We start from the raw sequence: 21,234 nt of genomic DNA, 5'->3' as shown, positions 1-21,234 counted from the left end.
GGGCCCGCAACGATGCTCGACAGCTTCCCGCGCCTGACCGGAACCGGTTTTTCGTAAGTTCTTTTCGTCAAAACTTCCCGGAAAGACTATCCAACTCGCGCGAGAATGATGGCGAGCTGGAACCACTATCTAGCTGCCGTTCGCGCCAGGGTTGCCATCTTTCCCATAAGTAAGCTAAGAGTCTGCCGGCTTTTTGGGAGTGGACAGTATGCGTTACAACTGGGATCGCGCTCCGACGGCATTCGAACGCCATCGGAAGGCATTGGCGGCCGCCATTCTAATAGCCGGCGGTGTCGGGCTGATGCTGGCAGCACTGCCGCTCTAAGCCGAATTCACTTGCTGACGTCATAGCGCGCTCCGATCCGGGAGCGGCTGGATCCGTTTACCGGCAACGCCGACCAAAATGCGAGGAGACATGGCCGGCCAAAGCGGCTTAGGCTATTGCCATACGACGGAATGTTCCTGGGGAGGAAAAGTCGATGGCCTCACGCTACCACGAAGTCTATGAGGGCTGGAAACGCGACCCCATAGCGTTCTGGGCCGAAGCGGCCAAAGCGATCGACTGGTATTCGCCAGCCGAAAAAGTCTTCGATCCGGCGGCGGGCGTCTATGGCCGCTGGTTCACCGGCGCCACCTGCAACACCTGCTTCAATGCCATCGACCGCCACGTGGCGGGGGGGCGCGCCGACCAGCTGGCGCTGATCCATGACAGCGCGATCACCGGCACGATCCGGAAATTCACCTATGCCGAACTGAAGCGCGAGGTGGTCGCGCTCGCCTCTGTCCTCAAGAACCGTGGCATCGGCAAGGGCGATCGCGTGATCATCTATATGCCGATGGTGGCGGAAGCGGCGATCGCCATGCTCGCCTCGGCCCGCATCGGCGCCGTGCATTCGGTGGTGTTCGGCGGCTTCGCCTCGCATGAGCTCGCGACCCGCATCGACGACGCCAGGCCGAAGCTGATCATCACCGCCTCCTGCGGCCTGGAGCCGGGACGCGTCGTCGCCTACAAGCCGCTGCTCGACAAGGCGATCGAGATGTCGAAGCACAAGCCCGACGCCTGCCTGATCCTTCAGCGCGAGCAATTGCACTGTGAGATGAAGGACAATTACGACATCGACTATGCCGATGCGGTCGCCCGCGAGCGCGCCGCCGGCGCCAATGTCGACTGCGTGCCGGTCTTGGCCACCGACCCGCTCTACATCATCTACACCTCCGGCACGACCGGGCAGCCGAAGGGCATCGTACGCGACAATGGCGGTCACATGGTCGCGCTGAAATGGACGATGGACAACGAGTTCGGCGTCAACCCCGGCGAGGTGTTCTGGGCGGCCTCGGACGTCGGCTGGGTGGTTGGCCATTCCTACATCGTCTATGGGCCGCTTCTGCATGGCTGCACCAGCGTGCTCTTCGAAGGCAAGCCGATCGGCACGCCGGACGCCGGCACCTACTGGCGGGTGATCTCGGAACACGGTGTGGTGGCGCTGTTCACGGCGCCGACCGCCTTTCGCGCCATCAAGGGGCAGGATCCGCGCGGCGAGTTCGTGCCGAAATACGATCTGTCGAAATTCCGCACGCTGTTCCTCGCCGGCGAGCGCGCCGACCCCGAGACCATCAAATGGGCGGAGCAGAAGCTCAATCGTCCGGTGATCGACCATTGGTGGCAGACCGAGACCGGCTCGCCAATGACCATCAACCCGGCCGGGCTCGGGCTTTTGCCGGTGAAATACGGCTCGCCGGGCGTGCCGATGCCGGGCTACGATATTCGCATTCTCGACGATGCCGGCCACGAGGTGCCGCGCGGCACGCTCGGCAATGTCGTGGTCAAGCTGCCGCTGCCGGCAGGCTGCCTGCCGACGCTCTGGAACGCCGACGCCCGCTTCCACCAAGCCTATCTCGAGGAGTTCCCCGGTTTCTACAAGACGGCCGACGCCGGCATGATGGACGAGGACGGCTATCTCTACGTCATGGCCCGCACCGACGACATCATCAACGTCGCCGGGCACCGCCTCTCGACCGGCGCGATGGAGGAGGTGCTGGCCGCGCATCCGGACGTCGCCGAATGCGCCGTGATCGGCATCGCCGACGCGATGAAAGGCCAGGTGCCGCTCGGCTTCGTCGTGCTCAACGCCGGTGTGGCGCGCGACACCGGCGCCATCGAAAGCGAGGTGGTGGGCCTGGTGCGCGAGCGGATCGGACCGGTCGCAGCCTTCAAGACGGTGGTGACGATCAAGCGGCTGCCGAAGACGCGCTCCGGCAAGATCCTGCGCGGCACGATGCAGAAGATCGCCGACAAGGAGGAATGGACGATGCCGGCGACCATCGACGATCCCGCGATCCTCGACGAGATCACGGCGGCGCTCAAGGGGCGCGGCATCGGGATCTAGCCGTCTCGCCGGATCGCAACGCGAGGCAGCCTAGCGAATTCATCCTGCGCTGCAATCGACTGTTGTGCAATGCAGCAGCACCCCCTAGAAGTCTGGCCGGGGGGCCGTTCCGAAGGCACGGCATGGCTCAGCACAAGACCACATTCGGCGGCGTCGACATTTTGCGTTTCCTCGCCGCCGTCATGGTGATGTTCTATCACTACGGCTTCTGGGTATGGGCGTTTCCCGACGGCGTGTCGGCGCGCTCGACCGGCGGCATCCCTGCCCATCCCGAAATGGCGTTTGTCGGCTCCGGCTGGGTCGGCGTTCAGGTGTTCTTCGTCATCAGCGGCTTCGTCATCGCATTCAGCGCCGAGAATTCGACGCCGCTGAAGTTCTTCGAGGCCCGTGTCAGACGGCTGGCGCCGGCGGTCTGGGTCTGCGCGCCCATCTCCGCGATCGTGCTGCTGATGGTCGGTCTTTCCTGGCCGACCGATGCCGTGGTGCGACTTGCCCGCACGGCGCTGTTCGTGCCGTTCGAGCCATGGGTCGACAGTGTCTACTGGACGCTCGGCATCGAGATCGCCTTCTACGCCATCGTCTGGACCCTGCTGCGGTTCGGCCGATTCGACCTGATGGAAGCTGTCGCCGTCATCATCGGTCTGCTCAGCACGCTGTTCTGGTGTCTCTATTTCGCCTTCGGCTGGACCGATCTCGCGGAGGCGCGCTGGCTGCAGCTCACCCTGGTGCATCACGGCGCGTTCTTCGCGGTCGGCGTGCTCATCTGGCTGATGCGCTTCAAGGCGGTGACAGCGGCACGGCTCTGCTTCTCGGCGCTGTTTCTCGCCAGCGGAGCGCTGCAGATCGTAAGCTCGGTCGACGTGCACAGCATCAAGGTGGAAGCGGCGATGCCCTATGCGCCGCCGATCATCATCTTCCTGGCCGCGGTGGCGCTGATGGCTTGGTCGCTGCGCCTCAACCTTTCCTGGGGCGGCTGGCGCCGGATCGGACTGATGACCTATCCCCTCTACCTCATCCACGATGTCGTCGGCGCGGCGCTGCTCGGCGTCCTGATCCGCGCCGGCGTGCCATATCTGGTTTCGATCCCGATCGTCGGCACCGCCATGGTCGCGGCAAGCTGGCTGGTGGCGGCCGAGGCCGAGCCGCGCGTCCGGATGCTGCTCGACCGCACGCTTTTCCGCTATCGGCTCAAAGCAGCCTAAAGCGCATCGCGCTGAAACGGAGTCAGGCGACGCTTTTCGGGGTATTGATGCACGTCGTTTTGCCAAGACCGCTGCGCCTTTTTGGCGATGTGCATCGAGCAGCCCGGTGTGGAAATGTTTGCATTCGACATGATATCGAGGCTGGTCCACGCTCCGTGGCATGACCCTAGTTTGAGTACCGAGCCTCAATCCGTGAGCCTGTTCCAACGATCGAGACGACCCCGGCCCTTGCCGCGCGAACGGCTGATGATGGATATGCGCGACACGGTGGTCTACGCGATCGGCGACGTGCATGGCTGCTACGACGAGCTGCGCACGCTGGAGCAGAAGATCGAGCTCGACGCGCTGCAGTTCCGCGGCCGCAAGATCATCATCATGCTCGGCGACTATGTCGACCGCGGGCCCAATTCGCGGCGCGTGGTCGAGCATCTGATGGCGCCGCCGCCAGAAGGTTTCATGCGTGTGTGCCTTGCCGGGAACCACGAAGTGGCGATGCTCGCCTATCTCGACGGCCATCTGTCACTGGAGCCGTGGCTCCGCGTCGGCGGACGGGAAACGCTGTTCTCCTACGGTATCGATCCCGACCGCCTGGCCGATTTGTATGGATCGAGCGAAGAGGTAGACGAGCGTATCCGCGAGGCCATTCCGGCCACCCACGTCGCCTTCATGCGCACGCTGCCGGTGATGATCTGTTCGGAGCGGTTCCTTTTCGTCCATGCCGGCATCCGGCCCGGCATCGCGCTCGAAGCGCAGGACGAGGCCGACCTGCTCAACATACGATCCGAGTTCCTGGCGGCGGCGCACCGCCTCGATCGCTGGGTCGTGCACGGGCATACGATCGTGGACGTTCCGACGCTCGACGGGCGCCGGCTCGGCATCGACACCGGCGCCTTCCAGAGCGGCCGGCTGACCGCCCTCAGGATCGTCGGCAAATATGGGCGGCTGCTGTCGACCGGAGAATAACCGCCGCGGCTTTTCGTCGGATGAACTGCTTTAGGCGGCCTGCTTGGCGCGCGATTCCGACTTCTCGAGGTAGTAACTCGAATAGCGGTCGAAGAACTTTTCCGAACCGCCGAGAGAGCCGTATTTCGCCAGCTTCTTCAGCTCGACCTTGTTGAGCACCGCGCCGGTGATCTTTTCGGCGATGTAGGGTTCGGACTCCAGCATCGAGCGCACCATGGCGCGTGGCGTGCGGCCCCACTCGGTGACGAGCACGAAGCCGTCGACCAACGGCGCGAAGGCCTTGGCGTCGACCACCGGGCCGAGCGGCGGTAGGTCGACGATGATGTATTCGAATGTCTCCTTGGCGTTCTCGATGAAACGCCGCATGCCGGCGGAGCCGAGAAGCTCGCTGGTGTGCGAGAACTGGCCGCGCACCACGGCCGGGATGATCGCCAGCTTGGTCTGGCGGTCGACCTTGCCGACCGACTGCCAGGTCTGTCCATTGACCACCGCCTCCATCAGCCCGTGCTCCGACTCCATGCCGAGGCTGCGGCTGAGGCCCGGATTGCGCAGGTCGCCATCGATCAGCAAAGTCTTGGCGCCGTTGGCGGCGAGCAGACCGGCGAGGTTCGCCGCAACCGTCGACTTGCCTTCGCCGGGCAGGACGGAGATGACGCCGATCACCCGGCTGCCCTTGTCTTCCATCACCACGTCGAAAGCGATCTTGGCGTTGCGGAGCGTCTCGGCGAACATCGAGGCCGGCGCATCGAGGCTCACCCGCATGCGCGCCCGTTTCTCGGCGGCCGACAGGCTGGTGACCTTGCCGTCGGCCGGCAAGTCGTCCGGCTTCGACTCCTTGGCCTTGCCGCCGCCGATCGTCGGCAGATAGCCGAGGAACTTCAGGCCGACACGGTCGCGAATGTCCTCGCCTGTCCGGAAGAAGCGCTCGTTGAATTCGTTCAGGCCTCCGCAGCCGGCGCCGAGCATGAGGCCAAGCACCAGCGAGAGCGCCAGCACACGCAAGGTGCGCGGAGCCGAGGCGGTGAGAGGCATCGACGCGTCGGAGATGATGCGGACCTTGCCGACCGGGAATGACTGCTGCTGCGACGCTTCCTCGTAACGGCTAAGGAAAGTCTGATAGAGCGTGGTCAGCGCCTGCGCCTGCTGATCGAGCTCCTTCAGCCTGACCTGCGACTGGTTGTCGATCGAGCTCTTGCCTGCCTGGGTGGCGATTTTCTCCCTAAGCGCGGTCTCGCGCGCCTGCGCCACCTGATAGTCGTTTCGGTAGCTTTCGGTGATCTGTTTCAGCTGTCCGAAGATCTGCGCCGAGACGTCGGCCTTCTCCTTGGCCAGCGCAACCGCCTGCGGGTGATCCTTGCCGAAGTTGTTCTCGACGTCCTGCAACCGCTTGGCGATCGCGAGATAGCGGGTTTTCAGCGCGATGATGACCGAGCTGCTCGGCTGATCGGCCGCTATCGCCGAATCGTTGAAGGCGCTTTCGGAGCCGCTGTCGACGATCGCCTTGTACTGCTGGTAGCGGGCGCTGGCGCGGGCTGTATCGGCCTGCGCGACGATGAGCTGGGCGTTCAGGTCGGCGAGTTGCTTGTCGCTGAGCAACTGGCCGTCGCTGTTTGCGGAAAGCCCGTGCTCGGCCCTGAACTTCTCGACCGCCAGCGCAGCTGCCTGCGAGCTTTCGCGCAGTTCGGTCAACCTGCCCTGCAGCCAAACGGCCGCGCGCTCGGTGGCGTCGAAGCTGGCGTTGAGCTGGTCGGCAAGGTAGGCGTCCGCATAGGCCTTGGTGATGGCCGTGGCCAAAGCCGGATTGGTCGACTGATAGCCGATGCTGATGACATTGCTGCGGCCGTTGCGATCCGCCATCAATCCGGTTTGCAGCACGAGGACCGCGTAGTCATGGGTTGCCGCCTTCATCATGGCTTCGCGCGTTGCGGCATCGACATTCTCGATCCCGGGGATTTGGTTGCCGCCGCCGCTGCGGAAATAGCCGACGATGCCGCGCAAGAATCCGATTCCCTGGGCCAAAGCCGATTGCGGCGGGTTCATGAATTCCTGGTTCTGGTCCAGCTTCAGCTTGTCGACCACCTCCGATGCCAGCCGCGCCGAGTTGAGGATCTCGATCTGGCTGAGGATCGTCGCATCCGTCTGCTGCGTGGCACTGACAGCCGAAATGTCGTCCACGACCTTGTTCAGGCCGTCGTCGATCAGCACGCTCGCAAGGGAGGTGTATTGCTTGGGCGTCGTCTGGAGATAGATCACACCCAGGAACAGACCGATGACGGCGCAGACCGCCACCACCTTGGCCTGCCGGGCGGCCATGCCAAGCAGACGCTCGATGTCGATGAAGTCTTCACCCTTTTCCGGTTCGGTGCTGGGCAATGGCATCCTCTTGTCGAGAGGAAAGTTGGCATAATTCATCGTCGGTCCAATTCCAGGTTGCAGGCGCTACCGGCCTTCGAAGAGGGTCGTCGTTACCAGAAAAGGCCACGCAACATTCGTGCCACGGAGCGCCTGGCCAAGAAGGCCAAGCGCTTGCGCGGCTGTCGCGCCATCGCGATTTCGCATATGCACCCAAAATTTGGGCATTATGCGGCTACTTCCCGGCGCTCGTGCGACCGGACGAATTGCTGCAGCATTTCGAAGACAGGTCCTTTCATGTCGTCGCGCGCCAGAGCAAAGGCGATGGTGGCCTCGATGAAGCCCTCCTTGGAGCCGCAGTCGAACATGCGGCCGTTGAAGGGCTGGGCAAAGAAAGGCTGGCTTTCAGCCAGTCGAACCATGGCGTCGGTGAGTTGGATCTCGTTGCCGGCGCCGCGTTGCTGGGTGCCGAGCAGGGCGAAGATCTCCGGCTGCAGGATATAGCGGCCGTTGATGTAGAAGTTCGACGGCGCGTTGGCGGGGGCCGGCTTCTCGACCATGGCGGTCACTTCGAAGCCCGAGGCCACCTCGGCGCCGCGGCCGACGATGCCGTATTTGCTGGTTTCCGAAGGATCGCAGCGCTCGACGGCGATGACGTTGCCGCCGGTCCGCTGATAGAGGTCGACGGTTTCCGCCAGGCAGCCCGGCGCGCCGAAGGACACCATGTCGGGGAGCAGCAGCGCGAAGGGCTCGTTGCCGATCACGTCGCGTGCGCACCATACGGCATGGCCGAGACCGTGCGGCGACTGCTGGCGGATGAAGGAGGTGGCGCCGGCTACCGGCAGCAGGCTTTCCAGCGATTGGAGCTGCGCCTTCTTGCCGGTCTGCTCGAGCGTCCCGATCAGTTCAGGGTGCAGGTCGAAATAGTCCTCGATGACCGCCTTGTTCCGGCCGGTGACGAAGACGATGTGCTCGATGCCGGCCTCGAACGCCTCGTCCACGGCATATTGCACGACCGGCTTGTCCACGACGGGCAGCATTTCTTTCGGCATCGACTTGGTCGCCGGCAGGAACCGCGTTCCGAGCCCCGCCACCGGTATGACTGCCTTCCTGACTTTCTGCATCGCTTATTCCTTCTGAGGATATCGCTTTTTTACCTATCGCTGGCTATGAAACCGCATTCCATGCGCCTGCATGCTTCACCTCCCCGTGCCCACGGCAAACTGTGCCGCAACCCTTCTCAGCCGAACCGCGATCGGCATCGACATATGCCGGACCGCGGCCGGATCGCTGAGCGCCGTGCGTATCGCCTTCAGCGGCGCACGCGCCTTGATGTGCTGCACCAATGACAGGAACGAGGCCGCCTTGCGCAGGCTGCGGCCGCGTCTGGCGAAAGCCGCCTTGGCGCCGTCGTCCATGAAATGCTCGGCCGCGAAGGTGGCATCGGCCTCGGCCATCGCCTCGACATGATGCAACTCGAGCACGCGCGAGATTGAGCCGGTGCGGATATGGTAGACATAGCCGACGGTCGGCTCGACCACGCAGCGGCCGCCTTTGGCCAGCGCGCTCGCCAGAAGAATGTAGTCTTCGCCGATGCGCAGCTTCTCGTCGTAGCGGAGCTGATTTTCGTCCAGGAAACGGCGCTGGAAGATCGGCTTCAGATAGCCGAGGTTGAAGCGCGACTCGAAAACGATGTTGCCGGCGATATAGTCGGTCAGCGAGATTTCGCCGAGCCCTTCGAGATACCCGGTCGGGAACATCATGTCTTCGGGCGTGCCGTCTTCGCGCACGACCTGGACATTGTCGACCGCGATCTCGGCACCCGCCTTCTCCGCCCGCGCGATCATGGCCGCCAGTCTGCCGGGCAGGACGGCATCGTCGGAATCGAGCACGGCGACCCAGCGGCCGCGGGCCAGATCGAGCCCGGCATTCCTGGCGCCGCCAGGGCCGCGGTTGGCGGGAAGAGCGACCACCCTGACGATGTCCTGAGGATAAGCGCGCGCGACATCGAGCGTGCGGTCGTTCGACCGGTCGTCGACGACGATGACTTCGATCGCGACATCGCGCTGGGCCATCGCGCTGGCGATCGCCCGGTCGAGAGTTGCCTCGGCGTTGTAAGCGGCGATGACGAAGCTGACGTCAGGCTGCACGCTTTTCCCCTTCCTGCGGAGTGATGCCGTACTGGCGGATTTCGCGGACTCCGACCAAACCGCTGACGACGCCGAGATGCATAATGCCGCGCAGCATGCTGCGGTTCCGTCGCACCGGGCTGACTGCGGCCAAAAGCGCCATACCGAAGCAGTAGCCCGCCTTCGCCGAGGCGAGACCGATCTGGCAGACGCGGCGCAGGCCGCCGGTGTTGCGCCCGATGAGATGGCCGTGCGTCTGCCCGAAGCGGAAGCGGCGGCGGCGCAGCCAGTCGAAGGCGGCCCTCGAGCTCGGCACCACCTCGTCGACGAAGGCCTGGGAGGCAAAGGCGATGCGCCCGCCGGACTTGACCACTGAATCGAAGAATTCGGTGTCCTCGCCGCCGGTCTGGCCACGCGCCAGGCTGAAGCGCCGGTTGCGCAGGCTTTCCTCGGTCATCCTGAGCAGGACGTTGCAGGTGTAGCCGGTGCGGATCTCGCCGCGCACCCAGACGGGCAAGGTCGAGTGGAAATCGCCTTTGCGCATCCAGTCCGGCGCGTCCTGGCGATATGTCGCGCGGACCGGCCCGAGCACGGCCGTCGCGCCGGTCGCCTCCGCGGTCGCCAGGAGTTCGACGAGCCAGCCCGGCGAAGCCGTCTCGTCGTCGTCGATGAAGGCGACGAGGTCCGAGACGCTGGCATCGAGGCAGGCGTTGCGAGCGATCGAGATGTTGCGCGCCGGCGCGTGGCGATAGCGGATCGGCAGCTTCAGTTCCTGCGCCAGCGCCTTCACCAGCGGCTGCGCGCTCGGCTCGTCGTCATTGTCGGCAACGACGATGCCGATCTCGAAACCGGCGGGGTTCTCCAGCGCGGCGATGGAGCGCAGCGTGTCGGCAAGCTCCGGCCTGCGGAAAGTGCAGATGCAGATGTCGATGCTGCCGCTCTTCTTCGCAGCCATCACGTCGCCTCACGCGACGGCTGCGGGCCGAAAAGTTGCAGCCAAAAGCCCATGGACCAGCCCAGATGCATGACCATCACCGACACGCCGGCCAACGCGATGGCGGGATTGCGCTGGCTGATCGCGGTCCGGATGCCGTAACCGAGGCAGACACCCGCCCACACCAGAAACGGCACGGCTGCCAGCACAAAGATCGGAGACAAGAGCGCCATCAGGACCACCGGAAACACCAGCAGCGGGATCATTTGCCGCAACTTGGGCATCATGCGATGCTTGAGCACGTTCCTGGCGCGGCCGCGGCCATAGCCGAGATATTGGAAAAACAGGCTCTTCAAGGTAGAGCGCGGATAATAAACCATCTGCGTCTTGCCGCTCATCCAGATGCGGTAGCCGGCCAGACGGAGGCGGTGATCGAGCTCGGCGTCCTCGTTGTGGCTGAAGCTCTCGTCATAGCCGCCCACCGCGCGGAACGCGGCAATGCGCATCAGCGCATGGTGGCCGTGATCGACCCACTCGCCGGCCGACATGTGGCGGTGCTTGGAGCCGCCGGTACCGAGCCTGGAATTCTGCGCCGCCGCCACGGCTTTCTGTACCGCGCCCGTGCCGCTGGTCAGCATCGAGACGACGACCGAATCGGCACCCGTGGCATGCGCTTCCTCGACCAGCCTGTCGCAATAATCGGCGGGATATCCGCCATGCGCATCGATGCGGATGAGATAGTCGGCGTTGTCGCCGAAGGTCGCCACCGCAAGGTTGATGGCCGCGCTCTGGATGCGCTTCGGATTGGCGATCAGGATGACGCGTGGATCCTCCGCAGCGAGATCTTCGACGATGCGTTGTGTGCCATCGGTGCTGCCGCCGTCGGCCACGACGATGCGCGCGCCGAGCCGCGCCGCGGCCGGCAGCAACCGCTGGAGCAGCCCGCCGATATGAGCGGCCTCGTTGAGGCAGGGGATGACGATCAGGCTCGATGCCGTCGTGCGCGTCATCGGGTTTTGTCCATTCTTAGCCATCCTATGCCAGCGCCTCGGTCGCAAAGCTTCCGCGACCGGCGGTCAGGCCGCGCAGCTTGTCGACGAAAGCCAGGCAATCACTGCGGTCATAGCTCCAGGTCCGCGGATTGCGTGCCAGCACCCGCGACTTCAGCTTGCCGTAGTGTTCCTGACCCATTCGGCCGAGCGCGGTGTCGAGTCCTTCGGACGTGGCCTCGGACAGAAGCACACCGATGTCCTGCTGCTTGAGGAACCGGCCGGTTTCGGTGCTCGCCATCGAGATCGGCACGGCGCCGAAGCGGCAGCCTTCGTAGAGGCGGTTGGGAAGCAGCCATTCGGAATTCTGGCCCTGTTCGAAGAAATCGATTGCCCAGGAGAAATGCACCTCGCGGTAAATCGTCGCCATGTCCTCCGGATTGCGGTAGGGACCGCGGAAGGAAAGCCAGGGCTCGGCTTCGACAAAGGCATGAAAATCCGGGAATTCGGAGAGCGCGGGACGCCCCCTGAGCACCACTTCGAAGCGTCCATCTTGCCGGCGGGTGAACTCGGCCAGGAGTTCCAGCGAGCGCCGGCAGCGCAGCGCGCCGAACCAGCCGATGCGCCAAGGCGGCGCCGCCGGACTGTCGTCCTCGCGGCGATGATCCCCCGGCACGGGCATGGTGTCGAAATATTTGTTCTCGATCAGCTCGACCGGTGCCGCGATTTGCCCGAACGGCTTGAAATAATTGGCGACGAAGGCCGGAGAGCTGGTCACCAGAAGCTTGACGTCGCGGGCCAGATGGCGCTCGGCGCCGCGCAGCGTCTTGCCGATCAGGTCGTTGCGCAACACCAGCCGATGGATGTCGAGGCACTCGTAGACGATCGGCACGCCGGCGCCGAAAGCGCGCCTGGCGCGGCTGGCAAGCGCCAGCATCTCGAGATTGCGCGCGATGATCAGGTCGGGTCGCGCCAGGCCCGCGAATTTGGCTCCGATCGACATGGCGGCCTTGGCAACTGCACCGATGCGCTGGGCGAATCGGCCATCGCGCGTCGGTCCGAGGTCGACGGGCTTGATGCCTTCGATCTCGGCGATCGGATTGGAGGTGCGACGGAAGCCCGCCAGGGTTATCCCGGCGCCGCCTGCCTTGAGCATTTTTATCCTCCGGCGCACCGCCGGGTCGGATATGTCATGCACAAGGTACAAGACATGCAGCATGAAACTCGACCGCTTTTGGGCCCGCCACCCAAGAGGGGATGCTAGTACAGCTTTTGCTGCATCGCAACATTTTTGGTGCAGCGTAGCAATCGCCGCACATTTTTTGTTGCGCTGCAAAAACCTCTTGCGGTAGTTTGTGCATGGCGGCGGGCGCCGGTCGCGATGATGACTGGCGCAAAATCAGGAATCCAGAATTTGGAAACCAGTGCATTCGATCCGCCCGAGGGCTCCCTGCGCAGATCGGTCGGGCGCGGCGCCGTCGTCACCGGGATGGCGCAGGGCGTGCGGGTCGCCACCCAAATCGTGTCGGTCATCGTGTTGTCGCGGCTTTTGTCGCCGCAGGATTTCGGCGTCGTGGCGATGTGCGCGCCGGTGCTCGCCTTCATCGCGCTGTTCCAGGATTTCGGCCTGACCCAGGCCACGATCCAGAAAACCGGCATCCGGCACGAGGAGGTCAACTACCTCTTCTGGATCAACACGGCGGTGAGCGCGATCCTGGCCTGCGTGCTTGCCGCGGCGGCTCCCCTGGTCGCCACCTTCTACGGCGAGCCGCGCGTCACCGGGCTGGTTGCCGCCTTCGGCCTGCAGATCATGGCCTATGGTCTCGGCGCCCAGCATCTGGCGCTGCTGACGCGCCGCATGGAATTCAGCCGGCTCGCCATCATCGACGTAGCCAGCGCCGTTTCGGGCCTTGTGGTCTCGATCGCCTGGACCTTCATCGACCGATCCTATTGGGCGCTTTTTGCCGGCACGCTGACCGGCGCCGTGTTGCCGACGCTTTGCTACTGGGCATCATCGCGCTGGCGTCCGGGGCTGCCGCGCAAGGTCGAAGGCATCAGCCAGCTGATCAATTTCGGCGCCGGCATCACCGGCTTCAACTTCGCCAATTTCTTCGCCCGCAATCTCGACAATGTGCTGATCGGCAAATATTGGGGCGAGGCGCAGCTCGGCCTCTACGATCGCGCCTACAAGCTGCTGCTTTTCCCGCTCAGCCAGATCACCAACCCGCTGTCGAAGGTGATGGTGCCGGCACTTTCGCGGCTGAAGGACGAGCCGGACCGTTATCGCAGCGCCTATCTGCGCGTCATGCCGCTGATCCTCCTGGTGGCGTTGCCGGGCGTGGCCTTCGCCACCGCCATGTCGGATACGCTCATTCCTTTCGTGCTCGGCCCGCAATGGCGGGAGAGCGCCAACATTTTCCTCGCGCTGGGCTTCGCCGGCCTGCTGCAGCCGCTCAACAATCCGGCCGGATGGCTGTTCGTCAGCCAGGGCCGTTCGGGCGATTTCATGCGCTGGGGCATCATCACCGCCGTCACCTCGGTGCTGGCCTTCGCCATCGGCCTGCCTTATGGCGCGCTCGGCGTCGCGGTCGCCTATGCGGTCAGCGAATATCTGCGGACGCCTTTCCTCTGGCTCTATGTCGGCAAGGCCGGGCCGCTGCGGGCGAGCCATGTGCTGCACGCAGCCGCCCCCTTCGTGCTCGGCGCGCATCTGGCGCTGGCCCTGGTCTGGGTCGCCAAGCCGATGCTGCCGGCGCAGCCCATCATCGCTCTCGCAGGCGGCGCGGTGCTGTCCTATGTCGTCACCATCATCGTCGCGCTCGCCTTCGGCGCCGGCCGCGAGGCGCTTCGGGAGGCCCTGCGGCTGATCCCGGCGCGCGGGTTTTCCCCCGCGCCCAGCGAGGCGAAATGACCTTGCCGGCGCAAACCGCCAGGCATTCCGGCCGCGGCCGGGCAGCCCAAAACTGCTGATTTTTGAGGGTTAGGCAACAGCATGAATTACCGATCGATCTCAGACATGAACGACGCGATCGCGCGGAACCTGCACCGGCTGCCGCGCGACATCGACCTGGTGGTCGGCGTGCCGCGAAGCGGGATCCTCGCCGCGACGCTGGTCAGCCTGACGGCGAATATCCCGATGACCGATCTCGACAGCTTTCTCGCCGGCAAGATCTACACCTCGGGGGTCACCAAGCGGCGCGCGGCGCTCGATCGGCAGCATTCCGAAATGCGCAAGATCCTGGTGATCGACGACAGCGTCAGCGGCGGCAACGCCATGCGCGACGCGCGCAGCAAAATCGCGGCTGCCGGCATCCCGGGCGATTTCGTCTACGCGGCCGTGTTCGGCCTGATTTCGCAGCACAAGGAAACCGACATCGTCTTCGAGGTCGTGCCGCATCCCAGGATGTTCCAGTGGAACTTCATGCATCACGTCTTCCTCGAGCAATGCTGCGTCGACATAGACGGCGTGCTTTGCCTCGATCCGACCGCGGATGAGAATGACGACGGGCCGGCCTACGAAAAATTCCTCACCGAAGCGCGGCCGCTGCTCGGGCCGACGCGCAAGATCGGCTGGCTGGTGACCAGCCGACTGGAAAAGTACCGCAAGCTGACTGAAGCCTGGCTCGCCAAGCACGAGATCAAATATGACCATCTCGTCATGCTCGACTTGCCGAGCAAAGCCGAGCGGCAGCGACTCGGAGCGCATGGCAGCTTCAAGGCCGAGTTCTATCGCAAGTCGGACGCCATCCTGTTCATCGAGAGCGAGCACGAGCAGGCGCTCAAGATCGCCAAGCTATCGGGCAAGCCGGTGCTGTGCGTCGAAACCAATATCGTGAGCTTTCCCGACGCGTTTTCCCTGCCGGCGCTGGAGCAGGCGGCCCGCAACCTGCCGGCACGGCTCAGGCAGATCAATTCGCCCGAAGGGCGCAAGAAGGTCATCAAGACCGCCGCGCGCGCCCTGCTCGGCGAACGCGCCTATGAAATGCTGAAGAGCCGGGTCAAAAGGCCAGCGTAAGCAAAGCCTTACGCGGAACTAAGGTGCCTCGCGCCGAATCGAATTCGGTCGACGCGCTTTTCAGTCGTTGTTTCGATGCCTGTCGTTGCGCAGAACCGCTGCAGACTTCTGGGCGAAATGCATTAAGCAGCGCGCCGGGCGCGCTGCCTGGCAGCCCTGTCCAGCAAGGCGAAGAAGGTGGCGAACTGGCGCTCGGGATCGAGTTCCGGGCGCTGCGAGAACGTGAGCGCGGCTTCTGAGACCCGCTCATATTCCTCGCGATCGTTCCACAGCCGCCTGAGCGCCGTGACCCAGTCCTCGAGCGGCGCGTCATAGTCCAGCACGACGCCGCCCGAGCCGATCGCTTCGGGCAGGCCGCCGCGCCGCGAGCCGACGACGGGAATACCGCTGCAATGGGCCTCCGAGGCAACGCGACCCCACGCCTCTTCCCATTTGCTCGGCGCCAGCAGGATCCTGGTGCGGCCGTAGAGAGTTTTCATGTCGTCGGTGCGGTTTTCGAGCTTGATATTGGAGAACGGCGCGATCGTTTCCGCGATGCGGGCGCGGTGATCGTCATCCAGCTTCCAGCTCTCGACGAACAGGAAAGGGATCTCCCGGCAGGCGGCCGCGATCCGCACCGCCAGCTCGAAACCCTTTTCCTCGTAGGGATTGATAAAGGTGACGTACTCGCCCGTCGTCGGCGTGCTGTAAGAGGCCGGATTGATCGTCGGCGGGATCACCGTGGAATCGATGCCAAACTCGCGCTTGTAAGTGCGCGCCGTGAACTCGGAATTGGCGATGTAAGACGCCGAGTTCAGCTCGCGCAGATCGCCCCCGAGTTCATGGAATTCAACATTCCTGAGATAGACCACCAGCGGCACGCCCTCGGCCTCCAGCGCCTTGCCGAGCGGAACCGATTTGTGACACTGCACCACCGCTACGTCCGGCTGCAGCTTCTTTACGGCAAAGGCGACCGCTTCCCAGGGGAACCAGGCGCGCACCACCGGATAGCCGGGGAAATTGTCGAGGACGGCGCGCTGACCGAGGAGCTTCATCTTGGCGCGCGCCTTGTATCCGAACATGCCCTGCCCGAACAAAGCCGCAAGCACCGATGCCTCATGACCGTGTTCGATCAACTGTTCCGCCAGATGATGGGTGCTCGACTGGACGCCGCCGCTGAATTGCGGCGGATAGCCGTTTCCGCCTGCGAAGAGAACTTTCATGGTTCGGCTCCTTGTCACATTTTTCTTGGCCAGTTTTCCTGGCTTGCCGGCAAACATGCCGGCGGGCAGTGTCAGGCAGTCTGCTGCTCGAGATTGGCGAACGGATTGGTGCATGGATGCCAGCCGGTGAAGCGGATCGGATCATTGGGCGAGCTGCGCCAGGCATAATCGGTCAGCATGTGGAACTCGGCGATGACCCAGCGCTCGAAATTGCCGACATCCTGCTGCTTGCGCCTGGGCAGCAATTCGCGCGCCCTGTCGAGCCTCACGGTCTCCAAAAGCGTCACCGCGTCCGCCAGCTTTTCGCTCGGGAATATCCACGGGTTGCGGTTGCGGAATTCGAGCACGAATTGCTGCAGGTGCTCGATGCGCATGTTGAGCGGGCCGAAGTATTTCTCGAGCGTGATGCGGACCAGATCCTCATCCGAGAAGGACGATACGGCCGCAGCGGCGATGCCGGTCGAAGCAATGCCGCCGGCAACAACGGCCAATGCGGTGCGTCGCGTGATCTTCATCGACCCCTCCTTCATGCCAGCCGGCTCGCCGCCCGCAGCGAAAGCGCCGCGGCGGTCAGGCTTGGGTTGGCGCAGGAACAGCTCGGATAGGTGCTGGTACCGACGACGACGAGGTTCCGGAGCTGGTGGTGGATCATGTCGCGGTCGACCACCGAGTCGGCCGGGCCGGTGCCCATCCGCAAGGTGCCCTGCACATGCGATTCGGTCGGCCTTATGCCGCGATCGAATATCTGCTCGACCGGAAGAGGCTTGAGCAGCGCCGGCAGCCTCTCGAGCGCCTTGGCCATGCCCTTGGTTGCATAGTCGGAGGCACCCTTGAAGCTGACGAAGGCGTTCTCGTTCTTGTCGAGGATCACCCGGTTTTCCGGGTCGAGCAGGTTTTCGGTGACGATGACCAGCGGCAGCGCCTGCCGCAGCCGCCCCTTCTCGGCTCGCATGCCGTGCTGCCAGCGGTTCTCGAAATAGACCAGCGCCGCCGCGTGCTCGGCGCGATGCGGGCCATCATAGAGGCCGAAATTCAGGCCCGTGGTGATGGTGCTGCCGTCGAAATTGTCGACGCCGTCGAGATAGACCTCGTAGTTCCAGCCATAGGATTCGTGCAGGCCGAGCCCGACGAATTCGCCGCCGAGCCCCGAGCGCAACATGATTGCAGGGCTCTGGATGGCGTTGGCGCCAAGGATGACGAGATCGCCGCTGACCGAGTATTCCTTGCCGTCGCGCAAGAAGGCAACCGAACGCACCGAGCCGGCTGAACGGTCGAGCCGCCGCACTTCGGCGCCCAAGCAAACCGACACGTCCGCGTGCTGGAAGACGTGCATCAAACCATTGTTGGCGGTGAACTTGGCGTCGGCCGGGCACAGCCAGCATCTGAGGTTGGCGCAGCATGAGTTGCGCTGCGCCGTCGCGACGCGGGCGCGGGCGGTCGGCATGACGAAATGCTGCTCCGGCTGCGCCGCCTTCATCATCCGGTCCGGCGTCGACATGCGGTGCGGCGGCTGCGGAAACGGCCGCGAACGCGGCAGCATCCGGGCCATGTCGGGGTCGCCGGAGATCGACATGACCTCCTCGGCGTCGCAGTAGAACGGCTCCAGCTCGTCATAGCTGATCGGCCAGTCGTTGCCGACGCCGTATGTGCTCTTCAGCCTGAAGTCGTTGGGATGGAAACGCGGCGTTTGCGCGAACCAGCAGTTGGTGCCACCGCCGAGGCCGATCGTGTAGTTCCACGGCTTGTCGGCATTGTCGGTCTTATAAGTGCTCTCGTCGTCTATGTCGGTGTTGGCGTTCTGGTCAAGCTGCCATTCATGCGTGTTGTGGCGGCCCCATTCCAGCACCAAGACCCGGGCTTTGCGCCGCTTCAGGAACTCATGCAGGAAAAAGGCTGAACCGAACCCGGAACCGATGACGACGAGGTCGAAATGCTCGTTGGCGATTTGTTCGGGCTGAACGTCCATCACCATCAGATCGAATCTCCCGAAACGCGCACGATCATTATCGACCCTCCATCATTGTCGGTCCCACTGTCGTTCGCCGGAGCCATGCGGCGGGAAGCTGGCGGCGGACACTGTCATGCCGCCATCCTGCCGATCGAGTGGTATTCGATGCCGTAGCGGGCGATGACCTTCGGGTCGTAGAGGTTGCGGCCGTCGAAGATGACCGGTGTCGACAGCGCGTCCTTGAGCGCGTCGAAGGAGGGAGCCCTGAAGCTCTTCCATTCGGTACAGATGAGAAGCGCGTCGGCGCCGCGCAGGGCCGCTTCCTTGGTCCCGCACAAGAGAAGGTCCTCGCGCTGGCCGTAGATGGCCTGGCACTCCTGCATGGCCTCCGGATCGTAAGCCTGCACCTTGGCGCCGGCGGCCCAAAGCGCCTCCATCAGCGTGCGCGACGGAGCCTCGCGCATGTCGTCGGTGTTCGGCTTGAAGGCCAGGCCCCACAGCGCAAATGTCTTGCCCTTGAGGGCGCCTTGGAAATAGCGGTTGACCTTGTCGAACAGCACCGATTTCTGCGCGTTGTTGCGCTCTTCGACGGCGCGCAGCAGCTTGGCGTCGAACTTGACGCCCTCGGCGGTCTTGATCAGCGCGCGCACATCCTTGGGAAAGCAGGAGCCGCCATAGCCGAGGCCGGGATAGATGAAGTGGTAGCCGATGCGCGGATCGCTGCCGATGCCCTTGCGCACCTCCTCTATGTCGGCGCCCAATTGTTCGGCGAGGTTCGCCATCTCGTTCATGAAGCTGATCTTGGTCGCCAGCATGCAGTTGGCCGCATACTTTGTGAACTCGGCGCTGCGGACATCCATCACGATCATCTTCTCGTGGTTGCGGTTGAACGGCGCGTAAAGCTCGCGCATCACCGCCTCGGTGGCCTCGCTCGACGTCCCGACGATGATGCGGTCCGGCTTCATGCAGTCGGCGACTGCCGAGCCTTCCTTGAGGAATTCCGGATTCGAAGCGACGTCGAAAGTCAGGTCCTCGCGGCCGCGCGCCTTCAGCGTCTGGGCGACCCTTTCCTTGATCTTCTCGCAGGTGCCGACCGGCACGGTGGACTTGCCGACGACAATCTTGGGCGCGTCCATCTCGCGGCCGATGGCCTCGGCGACGGCAAGCACGTACTTCAGGTCGGCCGAGCCATCCTCGCCAGGGGGCGTGCCGACCGCGATCATCTGGATCTGGCCATGCTTGACCGCCGCGGCCGCGTCGGTCGTGAAGCGGATGCGGCCGGCGGCGTGGTTCTCCTTGACGAGAGCTTCCAGTCCTGGCTCGAAAATCGGGATGAAACCCTGGTTGAGCCGCTCCACCTTCGCTTCGTCGATGTCGACGCACACCACCTCGTGCCCGACTTCCGCAAGCACCGCGGCCTGGACGAGACCGACATAGCCAATTCCAAACACTGTCAAATTCATTTGGTTCTATTCCTGTTTAAGGCCGGGCCGCAAAGACGGCCCGGCCAGTTAAGATGTCCCCCAGGCCCTGTATGGAGGCCTAGATATTCGGCATGATCCGCATCCCAAAACCAGTTCCTACTTTGGGGGACATGCCTAGTTGCTGTTGGTTATGGTGCATGCCAGCGACTCCGGAAACTGGCACGGCTGGCCGAGCGCTGTGAAAGCGATGCGCTTGACCTGCATGGTCACCTTGCGGCCGGGATCGGCGAAGGCGCCCATCCAGTTGGTCAGTTTGTCGCTGCCCCACAAGCTGAAGAATATTTTTTGCGGATTGGTCGGCAATTCGTCCGGGTTGGTCACCTCGTTGACCAGCTTGCCGTTGACATACCAGCGCAGCCGGTCCTTCTCCCAGACGAACCCATAGTCGTTGAAGCCCTTATCGGCGCCGCCTTCGACGTCGACCAGCTTGCCGTTCTTCGGCTTGCCTTGGATGTAGCTGTTCACCTGGACTTTGGTCGGGTCCTTGGTGAGGACCTCGAAGTCGATCTCGTCCCAGGGCTTTTTGTCCTGCGGTCCGATATAGGTGAAAAAGGCGGCATTGAGGCCGGATCCGGTATCGGTCTTCATCCGGGCCTCATAGACGCCGTAGCCATAGCGCTGCTTGGTCTGGACCTCGGCGCAGGCGAACTCGCGATCCTTCAGCTTGCGCTTTTCGAAGCTCAGCGACAGCACGCCGTCCGAAAGCCGGACAAGGTCCTTCGACCATGTGCAGTTCTGATGATTGCCGTTGCTCCAGCCGTCGGAGACGAACCAGCGCGAACGGTCGAAATTCGAAAAATTGTCGACGAAGGACGGCGCGCTCTGCATCTCCTCGGCATGCGCCTTATGGGGCGGTGCCACAATAGCGGCCGCGGCCGCAAGCAATGCGCCGGCGAGCCGGAGCTTAAGCGTCTTCGACCTGTTCGAATTCGCGCGCGGCATGCTGCAAGCAGCCGCGGTGGAGGTGTCGTTCGGATATGCGTTCATGACAAACTTACCTTTGTGCTGTCCGCCCCAACCCAAAGTCATTCCTGGCCCGCCTCCAGAGAGCCGCTTCTGATCCTCCGCCTCTTACCCCTCTAATGTTTTGCAGCTATGACCGCGCCTGGACGTGCTGTCAGCCTCTGCCCGCAGACCTTGCCTGTGCGCCCTGCGAACCGGGTTGCCCGACACTTTCGTCGACAATCGCGTCGAGCGAATGACGCAGTTCCTTCATCAGACCTTTCTGGCGCGTGAGTTCGGCGATGCGCCGCTCGTAATTCAGGATCGCGCCGGTCATCGTGTTGACATCCGACGACTTGTCTGTCGACGCTGAGCCGTTCTCCATTGCCTCGACCAGGAAAGCGGCGTTGGTCGCCGTCGACCGATAGCGGTTCTCCAGCCCGGTCTTTTCCGCTTCGATCTCGGCAGAGATCTGGTCGAACAGCTTCGCCAGACGGTCGAGCCACTGGAGATCGGTCTGCCGGTCACGAGCCGGATCCCTGGATCTGAAGCCAAAAATCGAAGCCATTCGATCGGCCTTTCGAAATTGCTGCACCGCAGCATAGCTTGCCATTCTCGGGGCAAGTAGGCAACCTCGTAGTTTCGGAAAGCGGATTTTTTTGGGAACGGCGCCCGCGCTGACCGCTT

Annotated in this window: 17 protein-coding genes; 5 read left to right on the top strand and 12 right to left on the bottom strand. The window is 63.6% G+C overall.

Annotated elements, in window-relative coordinates; all coding sequences use genetic code 11:
- Nucleotides 1–479 precede the first annotated feature (479 nt).
- The 3 genes from CK215_RS13750 to CK215_RS13740 all read left to right on the top strand — a co-directional run bounded on the left by CK215_RS13750 (nucleotide 480) and on the right by CK215_RS13740 (nucleotide 4,552).
- On the top strand, nucleotides 480–2,387 hold the full coding sequence (locus CK215_RS13750; protein WP_095831219.1) for a propionyl-CoA synthetase: 1,908 nt from the start codon (nucleotides 480–482) through the stop codon (nucleotides 2,385–2,387).
- Nucleotides 2,388–2,509: 122 nt separating this feature from the next.
- Nucleotides 2,510–3,589 carry an acyltransferase gene (locus CK215_RS13745; RefSeq protein WP_095831218.1) on the top strand — a complete coding sequence of 360 codons (1,080 nt, stop codon included), beginning with the start codon at nucleotides 2,510–2,512 and terminating at the stop codon, nucleotides 3,587–3,589.
- A gap of 246 nt (nucleotides 3,590–3,835) precedes the next feature.
- Nucleotides 3,836–4,552: a metallophosphoesterase family protein gene (locus CK215_RS13740; RefSeq protein ID WP_164747572.1), complete on the top strand. Its 717-nt coding sequence runs from the start codon at nucleotides 3,836–3,838 to the stop codon at nucleotides 4,550–4,552.
- Between the two features lie 30 nt (nucleotides 4,553–4,582).
- Here CK215_RS13740 and CK215_RS13735 read toward each other — a convergent pair whose 3' ends face one another.
- From CK215_RS13735 to CK215_RS13710, 6 genes are all read right to left on the bottom strand, one after another.
- Nucleotides 4,583–6,964: a polysaccharide biosynthesis tyrosine autokinase gene (locus tag CK215_RS13735; protein ID WP_095777034.1), complete on the bottom strand. Its 2,382-nt coding sequence runs from the start codon at nucleotides 6,962–6,964 to the stop codon at nucleotides 4,583–4,585.
- Nucleotides 6,965–7,131: 167 nt separating this feature from the next.
- The gene (gene galU / locus CK215_RS13730; protein WP_067003460.1) at nucleotides 7,132–8,028 is read right to left on the bottom strand and encodes a UTP--glucose-1-phosphate uridylyltransferase GalU; all 897 of its coding nucleotides are present in this window, start codon (nucleotides 8,026–8,028) and stop codon (nucleotides 7,132–7,134) included.
- A gap of 75 nt (nucleotides 8,029–8,103) precedes the next feature.
- Nucleotides 8,104–9,054, bottom strand: a complete 951-nt coding sequence (locus tag CK215_RS13725) for a glycosyltransferase family 2 protein (protein WP_095831217.1) — start codon at nucleotides 9,052–9,054, stop codon at nucleotides 8,104–8,106.
- Complete coding sequence (locus tag CK215_RS13720; RefSeq protein WP_095828119.1) at nucleotides 9,044–9,988, bottom strand: glycosyltransferase; 945 nt, start codon at nucleotides 9,986–9,988, stop codon at nucleotides 9,044–9,046. Before CK215_RS13720 ends, CK215_RS13725 begins: the two co-directional genes overlap by 11 nt.
- Nucleotides 9,988–10,977, bottom strand: coding sequence for a glycosyltransferase family 2 protein (locus CK215_RS13715; protein WP_095831335.1), 990 nt, complete (start codon nucleotides 10,975–10,977; stop codon nucleotides 9,988–9,990). The genes CK215_RS13720 and CK215_RS13715 overlap by 1 nt, the downstream gene beginning before the upstream one ends.
- 25 nt (nucleotides 10,978–11,002) lie before the next feature.
- Entirely contained in the window at nucleotides 11,003–12,175 is a 1,173-nt protein-coding gene (locus CK215_RS13710; protein WP_095831216.1) for a glycosyl transferase family 1, read from the bottom strand.
- A gap of 195 nt (nucleotides 12,176–12,370) precedes the next feature.
- Here CK215_RS13710 and CK215_RS13705 point away from each other — a divergent pair, with 195 nt between their 5' ends.
- The gene (locus CK215_RS13705; RefSeq protein ID WP_095831334.1) at nucleotides 12,371–13,867 is read left to right on the top strand and encodes a lipopolysaccharide biosynthesis protein; all 1,497 of its coding nucleotides are present in this window, start codon (nucleotides 12,371–12,373) and stop codon (nucleotides 13,865–13,867) included.
- Between the two features lie 81 nt (nucleotides 13,868–13,948).
- Nucleotides 13,949–14,971 (top strand): phosphoribosyltransferase, encoded by a 1,023-nt coding sequence (locus tag CK215_RS13700; RefSeq protein ID WP_095831215.1) that lies wholly within the window; start codon nucleotides 13,949–13,951, stop codon nucleotides 14,969–14,971.
- Between the two features lie 122 nt (nucleotides 14,972–15,093).
- Here the strand turns inward: CK215_RS13700 and CK215_RS13695 are convergent, their stop codons facing one another.
- From CK215_RS13695 to CK215_RS13670, 6 genes are all read right to left on the bottom strand, one after another.
- Complete coding sequence (locus CK215_RS13695) at nucleotides 15,094–16,173, bottom strand: glycosyltransferase (RefSeq protein WP_095831333.1); 1,080 nt, start codon at nucleotides 16,171–16,173, stop codon at nucleotides 15,094–15,096.
- A 71-nt stretch (nucleotides 16,174–16,244) separates the two neighbouring features.
- Complete coding sequence (locus CK215_RS13690; RefSeq protein ID WP_067003730.1) at nucleotides 16,245–16,688, bottom strand: hypothetical protein; 444 nt, start codon at nucleotides 16,686–16,688, stop codon at nucleotides 16,245–16,247.
- An 11-nt stretch (nucleotides 16,689–16,699) separates the two neighbouring features.
- Complete coding sequence (locus CK215_RS13685) at nucleotides 16,700–18,145, bottom strand: GMC family oxidoreductase (protein WP_095831214.1); 1,446 nt, start codon at nucleotides 18,143–18,145, stop codon at nucleotides 16,700–16,702.
- Between the two features lie 107 nt (nucleotides 18,146–18,252).
- On the bottom strand, nucleotides 18,253–19,584 hold the full coding sequence (locus CK215_RS13680) for a UDP-glucose/GDP-mannose dehydrogenase family protein (RefSeq protein WP_095831213.1): 1,332 nt from the start codon (nucleotides 19,582–19,584) through the stop codon (nucleotides 18,253–18,255).
- A gap of 135 nt (nucleotides 19,585–19,719) precedes the next feature.
- A complete protein-coding gene (locus CK215_RS13675; protein WP_067003444.1) occupies nucleotides 19,720–20,592 on the bottom strand; it encodes a glycoside hydrolase family 16 protein in 873 nt (290 codons plus the stop codon).
- Between the two features lie 130 nt (nucleotides 20,593–20,722).
- Nucleotides 20,723–21,115, bottom strand: coding sequence for a hypothetical protein (locus CK215_RS13670; protein ID WP_095831332.1), 393 nt, complete (start codon nucleotides 21,113–21,115; stop codon nucleotides 20,723–20,725).
- Nucleotides 21,116–21,234: the final 119 nt, after the last annotated feature.

It is taken from the genome of Mesorhizobium sp. WSM3864, from assembly GCF_002294955.1.
Taxonomy (GTDB): Bacteria; Pseudomonadota; Alphaproteobacteria; order Rhizobiales; family Rhizobiaceae; genus Mesorhizobium.
This window is presented reverse-complemented; position numbering and strand designations above follow the sequence as displayed.

Coding starts and splice junctions, on each gene's coding strand:
- CK215_RS13750 (WP_095831219.1), top strand. CDS start 480: ATGGCCTCACGCTACCACGAAGTCTATGAGGGCTGGAAACGCGACCCC.
- CK215_RS13745 (WP_095831218.1), top strand. CDS start 2,510: ATGGCTCAGCACAAGACCACATTCGGCGGCGTCGACATTTTGCGTTTC.
- CK215_RS13740 (WP_164747572.1), top strand. CDS start 3,836: ATGATGGATATGCGCGACACGGTGGTCTACGCGATCGGCGACGTGCAT.
- CK215_RS13735 (WP_095777034.1), bottom strand. CDS start 6,964: ATGAATTATGCCAACTTTCCTCTCGACAAGAGGATGCCATTGCCCAGC.
- galU (WP_067003460.1), bottom strand. CDS start 8,028: ATGCAGAAAGTCAGGAAGGCAGTCATACCGGTGGCGGGGCTCGGAACG.
- CK215_RS13720 (WP_095828119.1), bottom strand. CDS start 9,988: ATGGCTGCGAAGAAGAGCGGCAGCATCGACATCTGCATCTGCACTTTC.
- CK215_RS13715 (WP_095831335.1), bottom strand. CDS start 10,977: ATGACGCGCACGACGGCATCGAGCCTGATCGTCATCCCCTGCCTCAAC.
- CK215_RS13710 (WP_095831216.1), bottom strand. CDS start 12,175: ATGCTGCATGTCTTGTACCTTGTGCATGACATATCCGACCCGGCGGTG.
- CK215_RS13700 (WP_095831215.1), top strand. CDS start 13,949: ATGAATTACCGATCGATCTCAGACATGAACGACGCGATCGCGCGGAAC.
- CK215_RS13695 (WP_095831333.1), bottom strand. CDS start 16,173: ATGAAAGTTCTCTTCGCAGGCGGAAACGGCTATCCGCCGCAATTCAGC.
- CK215_RS13690 (WP_067003730.1), bottom strand. CDS start 16,688: ATGAAGATCACGCGACGCACCGCATTGGCCGTTGTTGCCGGCGGCATT.
- CK215_RS13685 (WP_095831214.1), bottom strand. CDS start 18,145: ATGGTGATGGACGTTCAGCCCGAACAAATCGCCAACGAGCATTTCGAC.
- CK215_RS13680 (WP_095831213.1), bottom strand. CDS start 19,584: ATGAATTTGACAGTGTTTGGAATTGGCTATGTCGGTCTCGTCCAGGCC.
- CK215_RS13675 (WP_067003444.1), bottom strand. CDS start 20,592: ATGAACGCATATCCGAACGACACCTCCACCGCGGCTGCTTGCAGCATG.
- CK215_RS13670 (WP_095831332.1), bottom strand. CDS start 21,115: ATGGCTTCGATTTTTGGCTTCAGATCCAGGGATCCGGCTCGTGACCGG.